The sequence below is a fragment of the Candidatus Baltobacteraceae bacterium genome (genome assembly GCA_036559195.1).
Lineage (GTDB): Bacteria > Vulcanimicrobiota > Vulcanimicrobiia > Vulcanimicrobiales > Vulcanimicrobiaceae > JALYTZ01.
Genome location: DATBTN010000057.1, coordinates 92,724 through 113,561 on the forward strand (window position 1 = coordinate 92,724; position 20,838 = coordinate 113,561).

The following is a 20,838-nucleotide window of genomic DNA, read 5'->3' on the forward strand; positions in this document are numbered from 1 at the left end:
GTTCCACGCGAAATGAAACTGCGGTTTACATACAGAACGCTTGGCTGTGTTCATGAGTGACCAACGGATCGATCTGCGCCCGTTTCCGATTTGGGACCGCAGCGTCGCGATGTACGATGCGTTCGACGCTCTCGCCGAAGGGCAGATGCTCACGTTCGTTACCAACAACGATCCGCGCGCGTTGATGACGCGCATCGACCAGATGCGACCCAAGCAAGCTCGCTGGCACTATCGCCGGGTCGGCGAACGCGAATGGCACTTCACGCTGACGCGCCTCGAAGCGGATCTCGCCGAGACCGCAATGCAATCGCTCTTGCGCCGCTCGTTTGTTTTTTCGATGCTGGACGATCGATCGAGGAACGTGCTCGCGGCCGCCGCGATCGAGCGCACCGCGCGTAAAAACGACGTCGTCGCCGGCGAGGATACCGATTTTCCGGCGATCGGTATCGTACGCGAAGGCGTGCTCGCACTTACCTCGGGCAGCGGCGGGCGCGAACGCCTGCTGCACGAAATTTTTCCATACGAGGCGTTCGGGGAAGCGCTCTTTTTCGATGAAGGCCACACCACCGGCCGTATCGTCGCGCTCTCGAAGATCGCGCGTTACGTGCTCGTTCCGCGGGCCGTCGTGCGAGAGATCGCGCGCCAGGAACCGGCGTTACTCCTCGCCATCGGCGAGTGCTGCGCTCAACGGCTTCGGATGCTGGCCGAAGATTTGGGCGCGCAGTCGGCACAGCCGATCGTGGTGCGCGTCGCCGCGTCGCTGCTCTCGTATGCCGTTGCGGAACGAGGGCTCGTACCTTCGCTCGCTCCGCTCGCGCAGATGACGCAAGCGCAATTGGCGGCTTCGGCCGGCACCGTCAAAGAAGTCGCCGCCCGAGCGATCGCCGAACTCGAAGCGCGGGGCGCGCTCAGACGCGAACGCGGACACATCCGCTATTTGGATCGCTCGAAACTCTTGGAGATCGTGAACGACCCGTGATCGCCCGCGAGCGATGAGTTTTATTTTGAAGTGGCTGCGAATCGAGAAACCGTCGGGCGCGTCGCTGCGCCCGTCGCGCGTCGTCGAGGTTCCGCGCGCTTACGACGCGGCCTTCGATCGATGCGTCGATGGGATCGAACGCGTGTTGGGCGGCGTCGTTCGCGAAAGCGATCGAGCGGCCGGCACGGTGGAGGCGACGTTCGGGCTGACGTTTTCAGAGCGCCTCACCTGTTCGCTCGATCCCCTCGATGCCCAACGCACGCGCGCTCGCATCGAGAGTCGCCGCGGAGCGCAGCCGCAGGCTCGCGTGCGATCCGATTACGTCGATCGGCTCGCCGAGTATCTGACGAACGATTAACGCAGCGTGTCGGTCTCGAGGTATTTTTGGAGCGCGGAGGGCACGCGGACGCTCCCGTCGGCTTGCTGATAGTTTTCGAGTACCGCAAGTAACGTGCGTCCGATGGCAAGGCCGGATCCGTTAAGCGTGTGGAGAAGCTCCGGTTTACTCTTCGCATCGCGTCGAAATCGGATCGCGCCGCGCCGCGCCTGGAAATCCGTGCAGTTGGAGCACGAACTGATCTCGCGATAGGTTCGAGCGCTTGGGAGCCAGACTTCAAGATCGTAGGTCTTGGCCGCGTTGAAACTAACGTCGGCGGAACAAAGCGAGAGCACGCGATACGGCAATTCGAGTTCGCGCAGCAAGGCTTCGGCATTGCGCGTGAGTTCTTCGAGGGCCTCAGCCGATCGTTCGGGCAGCGCGAGCCACACCAGTTCGACTTTTTCGAATTGATGTTGGCGCACGAGCCCGCGCGTGTCTTTGCCGGCGGCGCCCGCCTCCTTGCGAAAGCACGGCGTGTAGGCCGCATATTTTCGCGGCAGCGAATCGGCATTCAATATCTCGTCGCCGTGAAGGGCGGTGAGCGGAACCTCGGCCGTTGGAATGAGAAAGAGATCCGCGTCCTGATCCTGGAACATCGCGTCGGAAAACTTGGTGAGCTGCCCCGTCGACCACATCGTCGCGCGGGAAACCAAGAGCGGCGGAGCCACCTCCGTATAGCCCGCGGCGTGCGCCCGATCGAGGAAGAACTGCGCGATCGCGCGCGAGAGTCGCGCGCCGTTGCCCATAAGCACGGAGAAGCGGCTGCCGGAGAGTTTCGTCGCGCGTTCGAAATCGAGGATTCCGAGCGCTTCGCCGATCTCCCAGTGCGGTTTCGGGGTGAAGTCAAAGACGGCCGGCACGCCGACGCTTCGGACCACCGCGTTGTCGCGTTCGCTCGTGCCGTCGGGAACCGAATCGTCGAGCAGATTCGGCGACTCCGCGAGCAGCGCGCGCAACGGGGAATCCGGCGAGTCCGGCGCGAGCGCCCTCGCGCGAACGTCGGCGCTATCGATGCGCGCGGAAAGATCGTCGAGCTGGGGTCGAAGCTGTGCCGCGATCGCCGCCCGATCGGCGGCTTTGCCGATGGTGGAGGAAAGGCGATTTTTTTCGGCTTTTGCCGCCTCGACTTCGCTCAAGTTCGAGCGGTACTCCGCATCCAAGCGCAGAACTTCGTCAACGAACGACGGGTCGAGTCCGCGACGCTGCGCCGAGCGTTTTACGCGTTCGGGGTCACGGCGAACGACGACAATATCTAACATTGGAGAAGCGCCGCATTATGCGAGGTACAAACGCACTCCTACCCGGAGGCGGATTCGACGTCGATCGTTTACTCGCGCCGGAGCAGGCGTTAGTCGCGTATTTCGCTCGCGCGAAGCTCGCCGCGCCGCGCCGCGAACGCGTGCCCTTGGCCGACGCGCGCGGACGCGTGCTGGCCGAGCGCATCGTTGCCGACCGGGATTATCCGATCGCCGGGCGCTCGTCGATGGATGGGTTTGCGATCGCCTCGGCGCGCGCACCGGGAACGTTTACGATAGCCGGCGAGATCCGCATGGGCGGCACCTGGCCGGCGCGTCTGCACGCCGAAAGCGCGCTGCGCATCCCAACCGGCGGGATCCTCCCCGCCGGCGCCGATGCGGTCGTGCCGATCGAGGACGCGCGCGTCGAAGGCGATCGGGTCTCGATCGACGGGCGGATTCGCAGCGGCGATTGCGTCGTTCCGGCCGGCGCCGACATGCGTGCGGGCGAGACGCAGCTGGAACCGGGGCGCATCATTGCGGCCGCGGAGCTAGGCGTGCTGGCGACGCTCGGGGTGGTCGACGTGCCGGTCTTCCGCCGGCCGGTCTTTGCCGTGCTCTCCAGCGGCGACGAACTGATCGAGCCGCACCGTCAACCGGAAGCCGGCCAGGTGCGGGATTCCAATCGATGGGCGATTGGGGCGGCCCTCGAACTGCTCGGGGCACGCGTGCTCCATCTTCCGATCGTCCCAGACGATCGCGAGGCCTACGAAATGGCCCTGCGCGAGGGGCTCGAGCGGGCCGACGGCGTCGTGCTGACCGGAGGGTCGTCGGTCGGCGCGCGCGATCTCACGCCGGCGACGATCGACGCCCTCGGCGATCCGGGGGTCATCGTTCACGGGCTGCGCGTGAAGCCCGGCAAACCCACGGTTCTCGGGGCGGTCAACGGCAAGCCGATCATTGGTTTGCCCGGTAACCCGGTCTCGGCGTTGACGATCCTGACCGCCGTCGCGGCCCCGATCGTCGGCGCACTCGTTGGGGCGCTGCCTCCGCCCGCGACGGTCTACGGGGTGCTGGCCGCGCCCTTCGAGAAGCGGCCGGGCTGGACGTGGTTCGTGCCGGTCACCATCGACGACCGGGCGGATCCGCCGCTGATCCGGGCGACCGCCGTCGCTTCGGGTTCGGTCAGCCTGCTCGCGCGCGCCGATGGCTTTAGCGTCTTCGACGAAGCGGTATCATCCCTACCCGCCGGCGCCCCGATACGCGCCACGCGGTTTTCAGCCGGAGGAACGTAATGTTGCGGATCGTCCGCCTCGCCCCAATCGCAGTTCTCGCACTCTTGTGCGCGTGTTCGGCCGCCCAGCAGCGGCAGGCGCAGGGCACGGCCCAAGATGCCCTCATCGCCACGGGGGTTAGCTCGAAACTCACCTCGATCGATCTGGACGCCTCGACAAACGTGCACGTCGCGGTTCGAAACGGGGCCGTGACGCTGAGCGGTCAGGCTCGCTCTGTTTCCGAGCGCAACCAGTACGCCGGTGCCGCTCGCGGAATAGACGGCGTGAGCTCGGTTACCAACGACCTGACGGTCGATCCGCACCTCCACGGCGCCCAGGAATCGGTCGACGATGCCGCGCTCGCGGCGAAAGTGACCGGAGCCTTGGCCGCGCAAACCGGGGTCAACGCCTTCCACGTCAAACCTAGCGTTCGCGGCGGTGTCGTCACGTTGAACGGCACCGTCGATTCGTCGTCCGTCAAAGCGACGATGCTTGCGGCGGTGCGCAAACTGAACGGGGTGAAACGAGTCGTGGATAATATCGAGGTCAAACCGTAGTGTCCGTTTCCGCCAAGCCGCCGGCGAACGACGAGGAGTTTCTCGCCGCGCCGCACATCGAAGCGATTCCGCTTACGACGCCCTTCGTTGGCCCCGAGCAGTTGATGCGCGAAGGCGGCCACGGCGCGCTCTTGCGCTTGGGTGCCAACGAAAGCGCGTTCGGACCGTCGCCTCGCGCCGTGGCCGCGATGACCGCGGAGTTGCCGCGTCTGTGCTGGTATGGCGACCCGGAATCGTACGACTTGCGCGCGGCTTTGGCGGTCAAGCACGGGTGCGCGATCGAGAACGTCAGCGTCGGTTCGGGCATCGACGACATCATGGGCTTAGCGGTGCGCGCGTTTCTGGCCCCGGGCGCGCTCGCGCTGACGACCCGCGGAACCTATCCCACCTTCAACTACCACGTGACCGGTTTCGGCGGCACCCTCGCTACCGTCGACTACGCTGCCGACGGCCGCGTCGACGTCGATGCGCTGATCGCGACGGCCCGCGCTCGCAAACCGGCGATCGTCTACCTCGCGAATCCGGATAATCCGAGCGGCACGCTGCTTCCGCCGGCGGACGTGCTGCGGCTCTTCGAAGGTCTTCCGCGCGAGTCGCTGTTGTTCTTGGACGAGGCGTATGCGGATTTCGTGGATGACGACGAGCTGCTGCCGAATTTTACGCACGCCCGGATTCTGCGGGCGCGCACGTTTTCAAAGGCCTACGGCATGGCCGGCGCGCGCATCGGGTATGCGCTCGCGAACGCGCGCAACGTGCGAACGTTTCAAAAGATCCGCCTTCATTACGGCGTCAATCGTAACGCGCAAATCGGCGCGCTCGCCTCGCTCGCCGACGAATCGTTTCGGATGCGCGTCGTAACCGACGTTGCCGCCGGGCGGGCGGATTACTACGCCATCGCACGATCGCTCGGCCGCCCCTACCTCGAATCGCGCGCGAATTTCGTCTGCATCGACTTCGAGGACAACGCGCGCGCGACGACGGTGATGAACGAGTTGATAAAACGCGGCGTCTTCATCCGTAAGCCCGGGGCCGCTCCGCTCGATCGATTCGTACGAGTCAGCGTTGGAACCCCGGACGAACGCCGGGAGTTCGCCACGCGTCTGCGGGCGACGCTCGCGGAGATCGATTCGTGAAGTACGCGATCTTCTCCGACATTCACGGGAATCTCGAATCGCTGCGAGCGGCGTTCGCCCTTGTCGAAGAGGGCGATCGGATACTCTGTTTGGGCGATACGGTCGGGTACGGCCCGAACCCGAACGAATGTGTCGAGCTGATCCGCGAGCGCGCGAGTCTGACCATCCTCGGCAACCACGACGTCGCGGCGATCGATAACTTCGGCGTCGAATACTTCAACGATGCGGCCAAAGCGGCGATCCATTGGACGCAGGGCGTCATCGACAAAGCGAATATCGAATGGCTCAACGGCTTGGGGTACGAGATCCGTCAGCCGGAATTTTTGCTGGTGCACGGCGCACCGGTCAACTATTTCGAGTACATTCTCGATAAACGTACGGCGGCCAAAGCGTTCGAGCGGACCGACGCGCCGATCGTGTTCGTCGGTCACACGCATATCGCCGAGTATTATTGTCTCGAACCCGACGGGAGCATTTCGCACGCGCACATGCAGCACGGCGGCGAACTGCAGCTCGAAGCGGACAAGCGTTACATCATCGACGTTGGAAGTATCGGGCAGCCGCGCGATCTCAATCCTCAAGCCAGCTTCGTGCGTTACGATTCCGATGCCAGGATCGCGCGCTGGATCCGGTACGATTATTCGATCGAGGCCGTTCAAGCGAAGATGCGCGAAGTCGAATTACCCCCGGCGCTCGCTCGACGATTAGAGATCGGCCGTTGATGCCGCTCGATGACGGACATTGTTTCGCCTGCGGCCCCGACAATCCGATCGGCCTGCACCTGCGGTTCGAGCCCGACGCTGATGCGGGCGTGCGCGCGCGGATCTCGCTCGGCCCGGATTTTCAAGGCTGGAAAGGGATCGCGCACGGGGGCATCGCGATGGCGCTGCTCGACGAAGCGATGGCGCACGCCGCCGGGGCCGCCGGTCATCGGGGGGTGACCGCCAGCATGAACGCGCGGTTTCGCAAACCGATCCCGGTGGGTGAACCGCTCGAAATCACGGGCGGGGTCGTGTGGACGCGCCGAAACGTCCTCGGCCTGGTCGCTCGCGTACGCGATTCGCGCGGGACGCTCTTGGTCGAAGGCGAGGGCAGCTTCGTTTCGATGGGTCCGATCGAAGCGATTGCCGATCGCCGTAATCCTGCGGCAAACTCCTAAGAGCACATGGCCAAATCAAAGCAGCTGCGCGTCGCCGAGAAGGCGGCCTCGAAGAACACGTCGCCGACGATCGACAATCGGCGAGCCCGGCACGAGTATTTCATCATGGAATCGATGGAAGCGGGGCTGGTCTTGAGCGGCACCGAGATCAAGTCGATTCGTCAGGGCGGCGTGAGTTTGAACGAGGCGTACGCGCGCTTGCGCGATGGCGAGTTGTGGCTGCTCGGCATGCACGTGCCGCCATATAAAGAAGGCAGCTTCTCAAATCACGAACCGAACCGGCCGCGCAAGCTGCTGCTGCACAAAGAGCAGATCGAACGGCTCGGCCAGCGCGCCGCCGAGAAAGGCTTGACGCTCGTCGCGCTGCGCCTCTATTTTACGCGTGGAAAAGTAAAGGTGGAGATCGGTTTGGCGCGCGGTAAGAAACTCTGGGACAAACGCGAGTCCTCGGCCAAACGGGACGTCGAACGCGAGATCGCGCGCCACACGCGATGAGGGGCGCGCGGCCGGAGCGGGCGATTGCCCAGGCGATCGAGGGCGACGGGGTGATTCGTCCGGGAGAGTCCGTACTGATCGCCTGTAGTGGCGGCCCCGATTCGATCGCGCTCGCGGCAATTCTGGCCGGCATCGCCAAACCGATGGAGTTGCGGCTGGTCTTGGGGCACGTCAATCACGGGGTCCGCCGCTCGGCCTGGCAAGACGAAGCGGTGGTGCTGCGCGCGAGCGCCGCGCTCGGCTTACCCGTAAAGATCGTCGGGCTCGATCCGCCGGCGAGGGCCGACGAAGCGAGCTTGCGCCTAGCGCGGTACGCCGCGCTGAGCGCGATGGCGCGCGAAGCGGGCGCCGGCGCGGTCGCCACGGCGCACAATGCCGAGGATCAAACCGAGACGCTGCTGTTGGCGTTGTTTCGAGGAACGGGACCGCAGGGGCTCGCGGGGATGCCCGCTCGGCGGCGGCTCGCCGAAGGGGTCGATTTGGCGCGTCCCGTGCTGCGCTGGGAGCGGGCAGCGCTCTTAGGCTGCGTTCAGGCTGCGGGGCTACCCTACGCCTTGGACCCCACCAACGAGGACCCGGCCTATCGGCGCAACGCCGTTCGAGCGGCCCTCTCCGCGCTGCGGCCGCTCTTTCCAGGGCTCGATGCGGCGGTGGCGCGGGCGGCCAGCCTCGTCGGAGCGGAGCTCGGCGGCCACGAAGAAGCGGGCTTGCGCAAGCAGGTGCGCGAGACCCTGCGCGAGCAGGAAGCGCTGCGGGACGTGGATTTCGGACACGTCGAAGCGGCCGTCCGGGCGCTGCGAAGCGGCGGTTCCGGGCGTTTTCACATGAAGGACGGCATCGAACTGGCGATTGAGAAAGGCGCGTTGACGGTACACCAAAAGAAGTGACGATTCAGAAAGACGACGCCTACGGCCAAGCCATCGAGCGCGTGCTCTTTAGCAAAACCGAGATCGCGGCGGCGATCGATCGGCTCGCCGTTCGTATCGCCTCCGACTACTCCGGGCAACCGCTGCTGCTCCTGGGGGTGTTGAAGGGTGCGCTCTACGTCACGGTCGATCTCGCGCGAGCGATCTCGCGTCTGCCCGACGGGCCGAGCAGCATCGAGGTCGAGTATCTCGCCGTTTCCAGTTACGGCAACGCCGTCCGCTCGAGCGGCGAAGTCCGTTTGTTAAAGGATACCAACGAAAACATTACGGCCAAACACGTGCTCGTCGTTGAGGATATCGTCGATAACGGCCTCACGCTGCAGTATCTTCGGTCGTTAGTGGGTGGGCGCAATCCCGCCAGCCTCGCCGCCTGCGTGCTCTTCGACAAACCGTACCATCGGAGCGTTGACGTGCCGCTGGAGTACGTGGGTCTGGTCGCACCCGACACCTTCGTCGTAGGGTACGGTTTGGATTACCAAGAAAAATATCGGAATCTGCCGTACCTCGCGCAGCTCCGTTCCTTCGTATTTTCAGAGGATAAGGTTGTTATAAAAACATCGTGAGCAAGCATCTCCGGTCGGTCGTCCTCATCGTGCTCGCGTGCATCGTGGTCTTTTTCGTCGTGGAGAAGATCGTGGTGCCGCAGAACGACTCGACGGCGCTCGACTACAAGGCCTTCTACACGAAGCTGGATCGCGGGCAGATTCAGGACATTACCGCCGTCGGTCACGACGCGACCGGCACGCTGACCAACGGCCAGCACTTTACGACGTCGGTTCCCAATCTCGACAGCGCGATGGCCAACGAGATCAGAACCCACGCGAAGGGTAAAGTCGAATTCCCATCTCCCAGCAATTCGTCGATTCTCTCGACGCTCTTCGGCATTCTGCCGTTCGTGGTGCTCGCGCTGCTCTTCTTTTTCATCCTGCGACAGGCGCAAAACGGCGGGAATCAAGCGCTCTCGTTCGGTCGATCGCGCGCCAAGACGCTCTCTGAAAATCGTCCGAAGGTAACGTTTCAAGACGTGGCCGGCGTCGACGAGGCCAAGGAAGAACTCGGCGAGATCGTCGAGTTCCTGAAATATCCCAAGAAGTTTCAGGCGCTCGGCGCGAGGATTCCAAAGGGCGTGCTGCTCCTCGGGCCGCCGGGCTCCGGCAAAACCTTACTCGCGCGCGCGATCGCGGGCGAGGCCGGCGTACCGTTCTTTTCGATCTCCGGATCGGACTTCGTCGAGATGTTCGTCGGCGTCGGCGCGTCGCGCGTGCGCGACCTCTTCGACCAAGCCAAGAAATCGGCGCCCTGTATCATCTTCATCGACGAGATCGACGCGGTCGGCCGCCAACGCGGCGCGGGCCTAGGCGGCGGACACGACGAGCGCGAGCAGACCCTCAATCAGCTGCTCGTGGAGATGGACGGCTTCGATCAGAATACCGGCGTGATCCTGATCGCCGCGACGAACCGGCCCGACGTGCTCGACCCGGCGCTGCTGCGTCCGGGGCGCTTTGACCGGCAGATCGTGGTCGATCGCGCCGACGTCAAAGGCCGCCAGAAGATTCTGGAAGTGCACGCGCGCAACAAACCGCTCGGCAAGGAAGTCATGCTCGAGATTCTCGCCAAACGGACGCCCGGATTCTCCGGCGCCGATCTCGAGAATCTCTTGAACGAAGCGGCCCTGCTCGCGGCGCGACGCAATAAATCGGTCATCGAGATGAACGATTGCGACGAAGCGATCGACCGCGTGATGGTGGGACCGGAACGCCGTTCGATCGTGATGTCGCAAAAAGAAAAAGAGATGACCGCGTATCACGAATCGGGCCACGCGATCATCGGAGCGCTCTCCGAAAAGGGCGATCCGATTCATAAAGTGACGATCATTCCGCGAGGTATGGCGCTCGGAATCACCTGGTCGCTGCCCGAAGACGATCGGCACAGTCAAACCAAAGAAGAACTGCTCTCGATCATCATGCGGCTGATGGGCGGCAGGCTCGCCGAAGAGATTCAGTACAAAGACGTGACGACCGGCGCGAGTAACGATTTCGAGAAGGCGACCGAACTCGCGCGCCGCATGGTCACGCAGTACGGCATGTCCGATTCGCTCGGACCGATTCAATACGGTCGCGGGAATCATCAGGTCTTCCTGGGCCGCGACTTCGGCGAAGACCGCAACTACTCCGAAGAGATCGCCTCGAAGATCGATGCGGAAGTGCGCAGCATTATCGAAACGTGCTACGAACGCGGGCGCAAGATTCTCACGGAGAACTGGGACAAAGTCGAGCGCATGGTCGCGTCGCTGCTCGAATACGAAACGGTCGAAGCCGAAGAGGTTCGATCGATTCTGGAGGGACGTCAATTCACGCGCGGCGGCGGCTCCGGAACGGCGCCGGTCACCGAGGTCGCGCCGGTCGTCCCGGCCGAGGAAGGCAAGCGCGAGCCCAAGCGTCTTCCGCCGAACATCTCGCCGGAACCGGCGTGACCTATTCGAAGATCGCGGCAACGGCGATATGCGCAGGCATATCGCTGTTCGCGTCTTTGCCGCTTCACGCCGGCGCTGCCGCCGAGGTTTCTTCGCCGCAGCGTAACGGCGCGCTGCCGGGCGGCGGGACGTACGTCGTGCATCGCGACGCGACCGTGGGCAACGCCGTCGTCGAGTTGTGGTTTCGCGCGCCCGGTGCCGGGTACGACTCCGCCGCCCCCGGACTCTCGCGTTTGGCTCTTACCGCCGTCGCCGCTTCGCGGCCCGCACCGCACGATACGTCGTTTGCCGAAGCCGTACGCCTCGCTGGCGGTCGCCTCTCGATCAACGCCTATCCGGATATCGTCGAAGTCGGCGCGAGCGTACCCGCCGCATCGGCTGCGGCGATCGTTCGCGCGATGACGCGCGCGTATTTTCGCGCGACGATCGGTGCGGACGGTTTTAAGAGCGCGCAGCGCGACGTCGCCCTCGCAGCCGCCGAAAAACATTTCTCGGCCGACCGCACCGTGCACGATCTACTGATGACGCAGCTCTTCACCGGCGGGCCCGCGCACTATCCGCCGACGCCGGATTCGGTTGCCTCTCTCGGCAGACTTACGCTGGCTCAAACTCAAGCCTTCGCGCAGCGCGCGTTTCGCGAAGCGAATGCCGTCTTGAGTATTGCCGGCAACGCCGGCCCCGCCGCCGTTGCGGCCGCGTGGCATCCGGCCGGCGCCGCGAGCGGCGCCCCGGTCTCGGATCCCCCGTTCGATTCGACGCCCGCGCGCGACCTCGGCGACGCCGTCGCGGCCGCACCGATCGCCGGAGCAGGTCTCGCGTGGCTGGGACCGGGCATCGCCAAGACCCGCGCGGCAACGGCGCTCGACTTCGTCGCCGACTATCTCTTTAACGCCGATAACGGCGTCGTAACCGCCGCCGCCGACTCCATCGATCCCGACTCGGTCGTGAACGGACAGTTCATCACGCTGCACGAGCCCGGCGTCTTGCTCGTTACGATCAGCAGCCAAAAACAGGCCGGCGCGCTGCGTGCGGAAACGCTCGCCGCCGTCGATCGGCTGCGAAGCCCGCTCGACGCGCGCGCGTTTGCCGCCGCGCGCAAAGCATTTGAATATCACATCTTGAGCGCCGTGCAGACGCCGGTCAACGCGGCCGATAATTTCGGCTGGTTCGCCGTAGAAGGCGACGCCGCGTACGCCCCGGGAGACGTATCGGGCACCTACGTGCGCGACGTTGAATCGCTCGATCCGCGATTCGTCGCGAGCGTCGTGCGAGCGTATCTCGCGCACCCCGCGACGGTCGAACTGACGCAGTCGCACTCGCAGGAAGCCTCACAATGAAGTATAGCTCGCTCGTTACGCTGGGTCTGCTCGCGTGCGGGGCGCTCGGTACCGGCGCGAGCGCGGCGACGGTACCCGCCGCGGTTCCGGCGCCGGTCGTGACGCGCTACGCGAACGCGACGATCGTCGAGCAGCCCGACGCGCAGAGTCCGCTGGTCGGAACCGAACTCTTCATCCCGGCCGGTCTCGACCGGCAGCGACCCCAGCAGAGCGGCCTCGCCGCGCTGGTTGCCGAGGCGATCTTGGAGACGCCGGTCGGCGCCGGCGGCCAGCCGTTGCGCGCGGCCGTTGCAGCCAACGGCGGTTCGGTCGGCTACACCGTCGACGGACGCGACGTGCGTTTCTATCTCGAAGGACTCAAAAGCGGATATGCGAGTACGTTGCTGCCGCTCGTGCGCGACGCGCTTGCCAAACCGGATTTTAGCGCGCCGGCGCTCGATCGCGCGCGCGCCGAACTCGATAAGAAGATCGGGCAAAACGAACGCGTCGCGCTTACGGTCGGAATCGAGATGCTCGACGGCGCGTTCTTTCCGAATTCCGGCGCCGGACTGCCCGAATACGGCATTCCCGAAACGCTGATCGCGCAGGACTCGCAAGCCGCGCAGACGTTTTTTGCCGCAAATTATCGGCGCGATCGCACCGTGGTGAGCGTCGTCGGCGATGCGTCTGCCGTAAACGCAGACGACTACCGCCGGTTGCTCGACGTGCTGCCGCCCGGTTCGTCGAGCCCGGTACGAATCGCCGCGGCCGTATTGCGGGGAAGCTCGCGCCAACTCGTCACGCATCGCGACGTCCCGGCACCGTGGCTGATCGCACAGTATCCGGCGCCGGCGCTTGGAAGCGCCGACTTCGGGCCGATGCTCGTGTTGACCGCGTTCTTGCAGCGCACGCTGGCCGACGTTTCGGAGTTACCGACGGTCGCCACAAAATCGTTCGTGGATCAAGGCGTCGGCGCGCTCTACAACTTCGATCAGCGTCCGGCCAACGTCGTCGTTTACGTCGACGGCGGTCTGGGCGATCCGTCGCGTACGTTTGGAACGGCGATGACCGTCGTGAACGTCTTAGGTGCGGCGAAGCTGCAAGGCAACATCGATGAGATGAAGGCGCTGGCCGCAGGGCAATTCGTGAACGGCGCGACCACCCTCGAGGACCGCGCCTGGCTCGCGGGTGTCTTCGCGATGCAGAATAGCTCGCCCGACTATCTCAACCGAGCCGTGGCCGCGATCGGCGAGACCTCGGCGGCCGACCTGCAGCGGGTCGCTCGCAAATATCTCGGTTCGCCGACCGTCGCCTTCGTATTGCCGCGCGCGGCCCCGTCTTCAATCTGAACCGGGTCGCGCTCGTTCACGACTACCTCAATCAGCGTGGCGGAGCCGAGCGCGTCTTCGCGCATATCGCGCGGGCGTATCCCGACGCACCCGTCTACACCGCGCTCTTCGATCCGAAGGCCACCGGCGATCTCGTCGATCCGGCGCGCGTGCGGACCTCGTACCTCGCGCGCATCCCGGGTGCGAACCGCATCTTCCGCTACTTAGCGCCGTTCTACCCGCGCGCGTTCGAGGCGTTCGACCTCTCCGGCTACGACACGGTCGTGAGTTCGACGACCGCATGGGCGAAGGGCGTGATCGTGCGCCCGGATGCCGTTCACGTGTGTTACATCAACACGGTGAGCCGCTTTGCGTTCGCGTACGACCGATACGTCGGCGGACTGGGGGCGAAGCGGCTCGTGCGGCCCGTCGTCGCATCGCTCGTTGCGTGGGACAAACGCGCCGCGCAGCGGCCGACGCTCTTCGTTGCGAACTCCCGCAACGTTGCGGATCGGATCGCTCGCTACTACGATCGCGACGCCACGGTGCTACCGTGTCCCGTCGACGTCGATCGCTTCACCGTCGGCGCCGGTACGGGCGAGTATTTTCTGATCGCTTCGCGGCTGCTGCCGTACAAGCGCATCGACCTTGCGATCGAAGCCTCGCGGCTAGCGAACGTTCCGCTTTTGATTGCGGGCACGGGCCCCGACGAAGCGCGACTGCGCGCGCTCGCGGAACGTACCTCGACCGCGCGTCTGCTCGGCTACGTGAGCGACGAGAAACTCGACGGACTGCTGGGCAACGCGCGGGCGGCAATTCTACCGGGCGAAGAAGATTTCGGACTCGTGCCGCTCGAGGCGGCGGCTTCCGGACGGCCGACCATCGCCTACCGTGCGGGCGGCGCGCTCGAGACGATCGTGGAAGGCGAAACCGGCGAATACTTCGACGAAGCGACGCCGCAATCGCTCGCGGACGCTCTACGCGGCTTCGATTCCTCGCGTTACGAGGCGAGACGGTTGCGAGCGCACGCCGAGGAATTCTCGCCGCCGCGTTTTATCGAACGCCTGCGCGCAATCGTTGCAGCAGCTCGAGCGTAATACTCGCGGGAGCGGCGCGATCGATGCGGGCCGCGCGCGCGAGCGAGCGCGCACGCAGATCGCGACGCAGCGCGTCGTCTTCGGCAATCGTACGCAGCGCGGCGCTCCAGGCGTCGCGATCGTTCGGCGGCAGCAGAACGGCGGCGCCGTCGCAGGCCTCCGGTAACGCCGCCGCATCGGCGGCCAGCACCGGCGCGCCGCAGGCCATCGCCTCGACCGCCATGAGGCCGTAGCCTTCGGCGAGCGAGGGAATCGCAACCGCATACGCGCCGCAGTAGAACTCGCGCAGCGCTTCGTCGTTCGGGCGAACGCGTTCGTGCACGACGTTCGAATCGCGCAGCGCCGCTTCGTCGGACGCGCGCAGGCTGCCGGCAACGAGCAGGCCAAGGTCGCCGTCGGGAAACGCGCGCTCGAACGCGGCGAAGAGCAGCGCGGCGTTCTTGCGTTCGTCGGGACCGGCAACGAAGAGAACGTACGGATGGCGAGGCAACGCGGGCTCGACCGGCTGCCAAAATGCGTCCGGTACGGGCGACGCGATCGTAAAGCGGGCAACGTCGACTCCGGATGCGCGCGCGATCTGCGCGGCCGACCAGTTGGAGACGCTCGCGAACGCATCGGCAACCCGAAACGCCCGCTTGATGGGAGCCTGCTCGCGAAAACGGGCGATGAAGCCCGGAGCCGGATCGGTGAAAGCGAAGGCGTCGTGGATCGTTACGAGTTTCGGCGCAGCCGGCTCGAAACGTATGCCGTTCCACGGATACCAAATCGCATCGAAGCGTCGGGAGTCTGCGTCTCTTACACTCGCCGTTTCGAGAGAAAATTCATCGCGGAGCGGTTGTTCCTGCTCGCGTTCGCGAAACAGCAGCGTCGTCTCCACGTCTTCGCGTGCCGCGAGGTCGCGCAGGATGGCGCGCGCGTACCGGCCCATGCCGCGGCGATCGGCGATCAGGTTGATCGCGTCGACCCCGATGCGCAGCATTACTTCCCGACGATATTCGGTGCCAAAAACAGCCCCACAACGGAAACGGCGTTGAAGAGACCGTGCGTGATCATCGACGACATGGCGTTGCCCGAGGTGAAGTAGACGCGGCAAAGCACGATCCCGCCGATGGCGAGCGGAATCGTCGTCGCGAGACCGGCGAGTGCGAACTGGTCGGTGTGCGCGAAGCCGAAGAGTACGCCGCTCACGATGGCGGCCGTCCAAAAACTCCACCGGCGCAGCGCAAAGTTGAAAACGAAGACGCGAAACGCGAGTTCTTCGGCGATCGGTGCGACGACGATAGCGAGGATGGCCGCGATCAATTTGTTCTCGGGGCTCTTAAGGAGGAGCAGCAGCTTGACCGCCATCTCCTGTTCTTTCGAATGAAAGAGCGTTTGCAGGAGCGTGCCGAGGCCGTTGACGATGACGACCATCACCAGCGCTCCGACGACCGCGATACCGAGATCGCGCGCGCGCAGCGGGCGGAACCCAAGGCGTGTCAGGGGTTCGCGCGCTATCGCCGGCAGCACCAGCAAGAGATAGAACGCGGCGACCGCATCGAGTATGCCTTGAAAGACGAGTTGGAAGGCGGCGCCGCTCTGGGTTGCGATCAGTTGGTGACGTACCTGTCCGATGCAGGCCGGAAGGCCCGACCCCGCGTGCATGCAGAGACCGGCAACGTACCAGCCGGTACCGACGAGGGCAACGATAACGAGCAGCACGAGCAGGCCGATCGCGGCCAAGATGCTGGATCCCCAGCGAAACCCGTTAGGGAACGAGTGCGTCGGTGAGGCGAGCGAAGTCGGCGATGCTGAGCTGTTCTCCACGGATCTCCGTATCGAGCCCGATCCGTTCGAGTGCGTCGGCGACGTCGACGCGCCGCACACCGAGCGCCAGGGCCAAACTATTGGCGAGCGTTTTGCGCCGGTACGCGAACGCGCCGCGGACGACCTGCCGAAAGCGCGTCAGATCGCGCACGGGTGCGGCGGGCCGTGCCAGTCGCGTGAGGCGCACGACCGTCGAATCCACTTTGGGACGCGGATAAAAAACGCCCGGGCCGAGCGTGAAAGCGCGTTCGATTCGCATGAGATACTGGGCGGCGACGCTCAAGCTTCCGTAAGCGGGCGTTCCGGGTTTGGCAATGAGGCGATCGGCGACGTCTTTTTGGATCATCGCAACGATCGTTTGCGGGCCGCCGTCCATCTCGACGAAATTCAAGACGAGCGGCGTGGCGACGTTGTACGGCAGGTTGCCCGCGACGCGCCACGGCCTGCCGGCTGCGAAGCGTGCGTAGTCGAAGGTCATGGCATCGGCGTGCTCGACCGGAACGTCGCGTAAATCTTCGCGCTCGCGAAGGATTCGCACCATGTCCGCATCGATCTCGATGACGGTGAGATCGGCATGCAGCGCGTGGAGTGCTAACGTGAGCGCTCCGGTTCCGGCGCCGATTTCAAGAACGCGAAAATCCTCCGGTGTATCCGAAGGATTCTCGATCGTTAGGCGCGCGATACGGGCCGCCGCGCCGCCGTCCATTAAGAAGTTCTGTCCGAGGCGTTTCTTCGGCCGAAGATCGTAACGCCCCAGCAGTTCTCGCGGGTGAGGAATTAAGCGCGCTCCGCTCTCATTGCAGTTCGTACACCTTGACGGTTCGGCGTCCGAAACGCAGCGCGTCGGAGAGTGAGTTGAATCCGAGATCGATGCGGTCGCCGCGAATCGCGCCGCCCGTATCGCCCGCAATAGCGGGGCCGTATCCCGGAATGTAGAGCTTGGTTCCCAGCGGGATAACGCGCGGGTCTACCGCGACGATGCCGTGCCCGGCGCGCTCGCCGGTGGCCGTCCATCCACTGCAGCCGGCGCATCCGGCGGTGTATGCCGTCGCTACCATACTGACGGCGTTCGAAGCGATATACGACGTTTTTTGGAGTCCGCGCTTCGCGAATTCCGCGAATGCGGCCCACTCGCCGATGCCTTGTTCGATAACGCGATCTTTGGGTTTGCGCAGGATGTGCGATGCGACGATTTGCTTACGCAGGCGCCCGTTGCGCTGCGTGTAGCGTACCATCATCTCGCGCATTCCCGGCCGCCCCGACGATACGACTTTCGTTTTACCGGGGGGCAGCGTGAAACTGATCTTGCGGATCGTTTTCATGGCGATGCTATGTTTTTCGTTGGCGACCCATTTGGAAACGCGAACCACGCGGATCGTCGAATTCGGAACGATGCGATCGGCGAGCGACGGGTGAACTTCGTCGTACTTTCCCAGGTCGATGTGTTGTTCTTCGAGTAACGCGCCGACGTCGCCGGCGGTGCTCGTTACGGTCGTTTTGCCTTTGGCGGTAATTAAATGCACCGGCACGGCGGCTTGATAATCGATCACCAGATTATCCGTAAGCGGCTGCTCGGCGCCGGGGTGAACGTAGTCTTTCGGATTTACCGTTATGCCGCGTTCGCGAAGGAATGCCGCGACGGTCGTCGCGGTGGTAACGTGCTGCGTGAGCGATCCGTCCGATTCGAACGAGATCACGTGCTGGATGGGACGCACGGCCAACGCCGCCGCGAGGGCGGACGAGGGGTGCGTGGCAAACCCGGCCGTTACCAATCCGATAGTGAGAACGCTGACGGCAAGTAGATTGCTCGTCTTTGAAGGGCCGCGTCCTATCAAGCCAACTCCTTTCCTGAGGATAGACGTGACGACCGGGCTAAGGCGACTTTACAAAGCACCTTCAAGCAGTGGGCGGAACGGCTATCTTTAGAGGCGGTCTATTGGTTGACGGATCCGTTGTGGAAACGTCACGAACCGGTCACGGTTCACGCGGCTAGGCTGCTTGCTTGGCAGTCATGCCGCTAATCAACTGACTCGGGCACTATATCACGCTGCCTGCGAAAGCGGAATACACCAAAAGTAGCACTTTTACGCAGGTCATACCTTTCGGCAGGGGGGCTTCCTCGTGCAGCAAGGGAGCGGCTCGCAGGCGCCGCCTCAGGCACAGTGAAAACAAGTCGCTTCAAGCATGCGCGTTGGTTTTTTTACGGAAGTATATCGTCCGGTCGTCAACGGGATCGTCGCATCGATTGACGGGCTAGCCGAAGGCTTGCGCGCGCACGGCCACGACGTGTACTGCTTCGCGCCCAGCTCGCCCGGCTACGTCGAATCCGACGGGCCGGTTTTCCGGATGCCGTCGCTCCCTTTGCCGACGTCGGCGCCGTACCGTCTCACCATTCCGCTCGTGAGCCGGCGCAATCGTATCGGCATCATCAAACACCTCGACATCATTCACGCACATTCGCCGTTCGTAACGGGCTGGATGGGCTTGCGCTACGCGCGTCGCTACGGCATACCGTTCGTCTATACGTATCACACGCGGTTGGAAGAGTACGCGCACTATCTGCCGTTCGATCTTAATCTCACGCGTTACGCCGCAACGCAACTGACGCGCAACTTTGCAAACCACGCCGCCGCGGTTATCGTGCCGACGCCCGCGATGCGCGAGCGGTTGCTCGAATTGGGAGTGGTGCGCCACGTCGAGGTCGTTCCCAGCGGCATCGACCTGCGACTCTTCGGCGGCGGCGTGCGGCGCGAGGAACTGCGGCGGGAATTGGGCGTCGGCCCGGGCGAGCGACTCGTGCTGTTCGTATCGCGGCTGGCGCGCGAAAAAAACGTCGATCTGCTCTTCGAGGCCGTTGCGCTCTGCGCGGATCCGACGCTGCGTTTAATTCTCGCCGGCGACGGACCCGATCGCGCGGCATTCGAGGAACGGGTCCGAGAGCTGGGAATTGTCGATCGCGTTCGCTTCGTCGGGGGCGTGCAGCGCAGCCACCTTCCAGATCTCTATGCGAGCGCCGATGCGTTCGTCTTCCCGAGCGTTTCGGAGACTCAAGGGCTGGTTCTCGCGGAGGCGCTGGCCGCCGGGGCGCTCGTCATCGCGGCCGACGCGCCGCAGAGCCGGGACGTCCTGGGCGCGGCGGGCTGGGTCGTGACCCCCGATGCGGCGGGATTCGCTGCGGCGCTCGCGGCGATTCCGTTCGAGCCCGACCGCTCCATTAGCGCCATGGCCCGCAGCTCGGCGGCCCGGTTCGGCATCGACGAGCAGGCGCAACGGGTCGAGGAACTCTACGCCCGCCTCCACTCGAAGGAGCCCGAAGCCGTCGGGAGTTGACATCGAACATATGTTCGATCTATGATGGGTACGTGGGAAGCATGGCACAGCAGAAGACGTACTCCAAGGTTCAGGCCGCGGTCGGCTTCGCAGCCGACCCGGGCGGCTACGGTGTAGCCTACGCCCGGCTGAAGGGCGGCCGAGGCGAGCGGCTCGTTCGCGTCCCGTTTCGGGTCACGCGCTTTCCGGCACTTTTGGATCGAGAGGTCGGGTACGCCGCACTTACGGCGGTTGCCGCGCATCTGCGCGAACGCGGGGTTGCCGCAATCGAGATCGCCGTGGACGACGCGCATCTCGCGACCGATCTGCGCGAGCGTCGCGAGCTGCCCCAAGCCCTCTCGCTCGCCTACGTTCGTTTGGGCTGCACGCTCAATCAATTTCGCGACTATTCGGTCGTCGACGGCGCTGGGACCGGCGATCTGACGGCCCGAGCGCGCGCAGAAGTGGCGATGCACGTCGCAGCCTAAGCTGCAACGGATCGCACCCGGCGAGCTTCCCATCGGAACGATGCGACTCGCCAAAGCGCTCATCGGCTGCGTGCTCGTCCGAGACTGCCCGGACGGGCGCGCGGCTGGGCGCATCGTCGAAGCCGAAGCCTACACCCCGCTCGACCCGGCATCGCATACCTACCGCGGGAAAACGGCACGCAACGCGACGATGTTCGGTCTCCCGTTCCGGGCCTACGTCTACCGCATCTATGGAACGTCGTTTTGTTTGAACGTCACGAGCGAGGCTGAAGGGGTCGGCGCCGCGGTGCTCTTGCGCGCGCTCGAACCGCTCGAAGGCCTACGTTTGATGGAAACGCGACGCCGAACGGCGCGAGTCCGCGATCTGTGCCGGGGGCCGGGCCGGCTTTGCGAAGCGCTGGCAATCGACCGGGGATGCGACGGAGTCGATCTGTTGGAAGATGGGAGCCTCTGGATCGCGCGCGGGCCGCGCCTGCCGGGAGCCGTCGGCGTTAGCGCCCGTATCGGCCTGACCAAGGCGGCCGAGCGGCTCCGACGCTTCTACGAGGCCGAGAGCCCGTTCGTGAGCGGCCCACGATCGTTATCGCCGTGAGCCTTGATGCCGCCACCGTGCCTGTGTTATAGTTTGTTCGTCGCGAAGGCAGTCTTTCCAAAAGACTTCCGCGACGCATGACATCCCCAAACGCCTACGTCTCACATAAACTACAGGCAGCCCCGCCGGTACGTTTTGCATAACCTGACGTACGCGACTCTACGAGAGAGACAGTCAGCTGCAACTCGATAATCGTCCCAACAATGGCCCCAACGGTGGCGGTGGCCGCCGTCGCCGCTCACGCCGGCATCGCAATTTTCCGAACCCGCAACAGCATCACAACGAGCAGTTC

At 64.5% G+C, this 20,838-nt stretch carries 22 protein-coding genes; 17 read left to right on the plus strand and 5 right to left on the minus strand.

All coding sequences use genetic code 11. The annotated features are described in order from the left end of the window. The first annotated feature begins 52 nt into the window (after positions 1–52). Both VIG32_08605 and VIG32_08610 read left to right on the plus strand, forming a co-directional pair. On the plus strand, positions 53–979 hold the full coding sequence (locus tag VIG32_08605) for a DUF2249 domain-containing protein (protein HEY8298065.1): 927 nt from the start codon (positions 53–55) through the stop codon (positions 977–979). Positions 980–992: 13 nt separating this feature from the next. Continuing rightward, positions 993–1,337 (plus strand): hypothetical protein, encoded by a 345-nt coding sequence (locus VIG32_08610; GenBank protein ID HEY8298066.1) that lies wholly within the window; start codon positions 993–995, stop codon positions 1,335–1,337. Here VIG32_08610 and serS read toward each other — a convergent pair. Continuing rightward, positions 1,334–2,617, minus strand: a complete 1,284-nt coding sequence (serS, locus tag VIG32_08615; GenBank protein ID HEY8298067.1) for a serine--tRNA ligase — start codon at positions 2,615–2,617, stop codon at positions 1,334–1,336. The genes VIG32_08610 and serS overlap by 4 nt on opposite strands. 17 nt (positions 2,618–2,634) lie before the next feature. Here serS and VIG32_08620 point away from each other — a divergent pair, with 17 nt between their 5' ends. The 12 genes from VIG32_08620 to VIG32_08675 are packed head-to-tail and all read left to right on the plus strand — an operon-like array spanning position 2,635 to position 14,351. Next, positions 2,635–3,888 carry a molybdopterin molybdotransferase MoeA gene (locus tag VIG32_08620; GenBank protein HEY8298068.1) on the plus strand — a complete coding sequence of 418 codons (1,254 nt, stop codon included), beginning with the start codon at positions 2,635–2,637 and terminating at the stop codon, positions 3,886–3,888. Then, positions 3,888–4,424, plus strand: coding sequence for a BON domain-containing protein (locus VIG32_08625; GenBank protein HEY8298069.1), 537 nt, complete (start codon positions 3,888–3,890; stop codon positions 4,422–4,424). The genes VIG32_08620 and VIG32_08625 overlap by 1 nt, the downstream gene beginning before the upstream one ends. Then, positions 4,424–5,557, plus strand: a complete 1,134-nt coding sequence (locus tag VIG32_08630; protein ID HEY8298070.1) for an aminotransferase class I/II-fold pyridoxal phosphate-dependent enzyme — start codon at positions 4,424–4,426, stop codon at positions 5,555–5,557. Before VIG32_08625 ends, VIG32_08630 begins: the two co-directional genes overlap by 1 nt. Then, positions 5,554–6,279, plus strand: a complete 726-nt coding sequence (locus tag VIG32_08635; GenBank protein ID HEY8298071.1) for a metallophosphoesterase family protein — start codon at positions 5,554–5,556, stop codon at positions 6,277–6,279. The genes VIG32_08630 and VIG32_08635 overlap by 4 nt, the downstream gene beginning before the upstream one ends. Beyond that, positions 6,279–6,716 (plus strand): hotdog fold domain-containing protein, encoded by a 438-nt coding sequence (locus VIG32_08640; GenBank protein HEY8298072.1) that lies wholly within the window; start codon positions 6,279–6,281, stop codon positions 6,714–6,716. Before VIG32_08635 ends, VIG32_08640 begins: the two co-directional genes overlap by 1 nt. 6 nt (positions 6,717–6,722) lie before the next feature. Further along, on the plus strand, positions 6,723–7,211 hold the full coding sequence (gene smpB / locus VIG32_08645) for an SsrA-binding protein SmpB (protein HEY8298073.1): 489 nt from the start codon (positions 6,723–6,725) through the stop codon (positions 7,209–7,211). After that, on the plus strand, positions 7,208–8,098 hold the full coding sequence (tilS, locus tag VIG32_08650) for a tRNA lysidine(34) synthetase TilS (GenBank protein ID HEY8298074.1): 891 nt from the start codon (positions 7,208–7,210) through the stop codon (positions 8,096–8,098). Before smpB ends, tilS begins: the two co-directional genes overlap by 4 nt. Next, positions 8,095–8,700 (plus strand): hypoxanthine phosphoribosyltransferase, encoded by a 606-nt coding sequence (hpt, locus tag VIG32_08655; GenBank protein ID HEY8298075.1) that lies wholly within the window; start codon positions 8,095–8,097, stop codon positions 8,698–8,700. The genes tilS and hpt overlap by 4 nt, the downstream gene beginning before the upstream one ends. Next, on the plus strand, positions 8,697–10,610 hold the full coding sequence (gene ftsH / locus VIG32_08660; GenBank protein HEY8298076.1) for an ATP-dependent zinc metalloprotease FtsH: 1,914 nt from the start codon (positions 8,697–8,699) through the stop codon (positions 10,608–10,610). Before hpt ends, ftsH begins: the two co-directional genes overlap by 4 nt. Next, positions 10,607–11,947: a hypothetical protein gene (locus VIG32_08665; GenBank protein ID HEY8298077.1), complete on the plus strand. Its 1,341-nt coding sequence runs from the start codon at positions 10,607–10,609 to the stop codon at positions 11,945–11,947. The genes ftsH and VIG32_08665 overlap by 4 nt, the downstream gene beginning before the upstream one ends. Next, a complete protein-coding gene (locus VIG32_08670; protein ID HEY8298078.1) occupies positions 11,944–13,275 on the plus strand; it encodes a hypothetical protein in 1,332 nt (443 codons plus the stop codon). The genes VIG32_08665 and VIG32_08670 overlap by 4 nt, the downstream gene beginning before the upstream one ends. Beyond that, positions 13,272–14,351 (plus strand): glycosyltransferase, encoded by a 1,080-nt coding sequence (locus VIG32_08675; GenBank protein HEY8298079.1) that lies wholly within the window; start codon positions 13,272–13,274, stop codon positions 14,349–14,351. Before VIG32_08670 ends, VIG32_08675 begins: the two co-directional genes overlap by 4 nt. On the opposite strand, the gene VIG32_08680 is transcribed toward VIG32_08675, so the two are convergent. The 4 genes from VIG32_08680 to VIG32_08695 are packed head-to-tail and all read right to left on the minus strand — an operon-like array spanning position 14,308 to position 17,992. Continuing rightward, complete coding sequence (locus VIG32_08680) at positions 14,308–15,330, minus strand: glycosyltransferase (protein ID HEY8298080.1); 1,023 nt, start codon at positions 15,328–15,330, stop codon at positions 14,308–14,310. The two genes, VIG32_08675 and VIG32_08680, sit on opposite strands and share 44 nt — an antisense overlap. Beyond that, on the minus strand, positions 15,330–16,073 hold the full coding sequence (locus tag VIG32_08685; GenBank protein HEY8298081.1) for a CPBP family intramembrane glutamic endopeptidase: 744 nt from the start codon (positions 16,071–16,073) through the stop codon (positions 15,330–15,332). The genes VIG32_08680 and VIG32_08685 overlap by 1 nt, the downstream gene beginning before the upstream one ends. 25 nt (positions 16,074–16,098) lie before the next feature. Continuing rightward, complete coding sequence (rsmA, locus tag VIG32_08690; GenBank protein ID HEY8298082.1) at positions 16,099–17,067, minus strand: 16S rRNA (adenine(1518)-N(6)/adenine(1519)-N(6))-dimethyltransferase RsmA; 969 nt, start codon at positions 17,065–17,067, stop codon at positions 16,099–16,101. Then, positions 16,952–17,992, minus strand: coding sequence for a ubiquitin-like domain-containing protein (locus tag VIG32_08695; protein ID HEY8298083.1), 1,041 nt, complete (start codon positions 17,990–17,992; stop codon positions 16,952–16,954). The genes rsmA and VIG32_08695 overlap by 116 nt, the downstream gene beginning before the upstream one ends. A gap of 349 nt (positions 17,993–18,341) precedes the next feature. On the opposite strand from VIG32_08695, the gene VIG32_08700 reads away from it, so the two are divergent. The 3 genes from VIG32_08700 to VIG32_08710 are packed head-to-tail and all read left to right on the plus strand — an operon-like array spanning position 18,342 to position 20,546. After that, positions 18,342–19,487: a glycosyltransferase gene (locus VIG32_08700; protein HEY8298084.1), complete on the plus strand. Its 1,146-nt coding sequence runs from the start codon at positions 18,342–18,344 to the stop codon at positions 19,485–19,487. 41 nt (positions 19,488–19,528) lie between these two features. Then, positions 19,529–19,954, plus strand: coding sequence for a hypothetical protein (locus tag VIG32_08705; GenBank protein HEY8298085.1), 426 nt, complete (start codon positions 19,529–19,531; stop codon positions 19,952–19,954). Positions 19,955–19,994: 40 nt separating this feature from the next. After that, positions 19,995–20,546: a DNA-3-methyladenine glycosylase gene (locus VIG32_08710; GenBank protein ID HEY8298086.1), complete on the plus strand. Its 552-nt coding sequence runs from the start codon at positions 19,995–19,997 to the stop codon at positions 20,544–20,546. Positions 20,547–20,838: the final 292 nt, after the last annotated feature.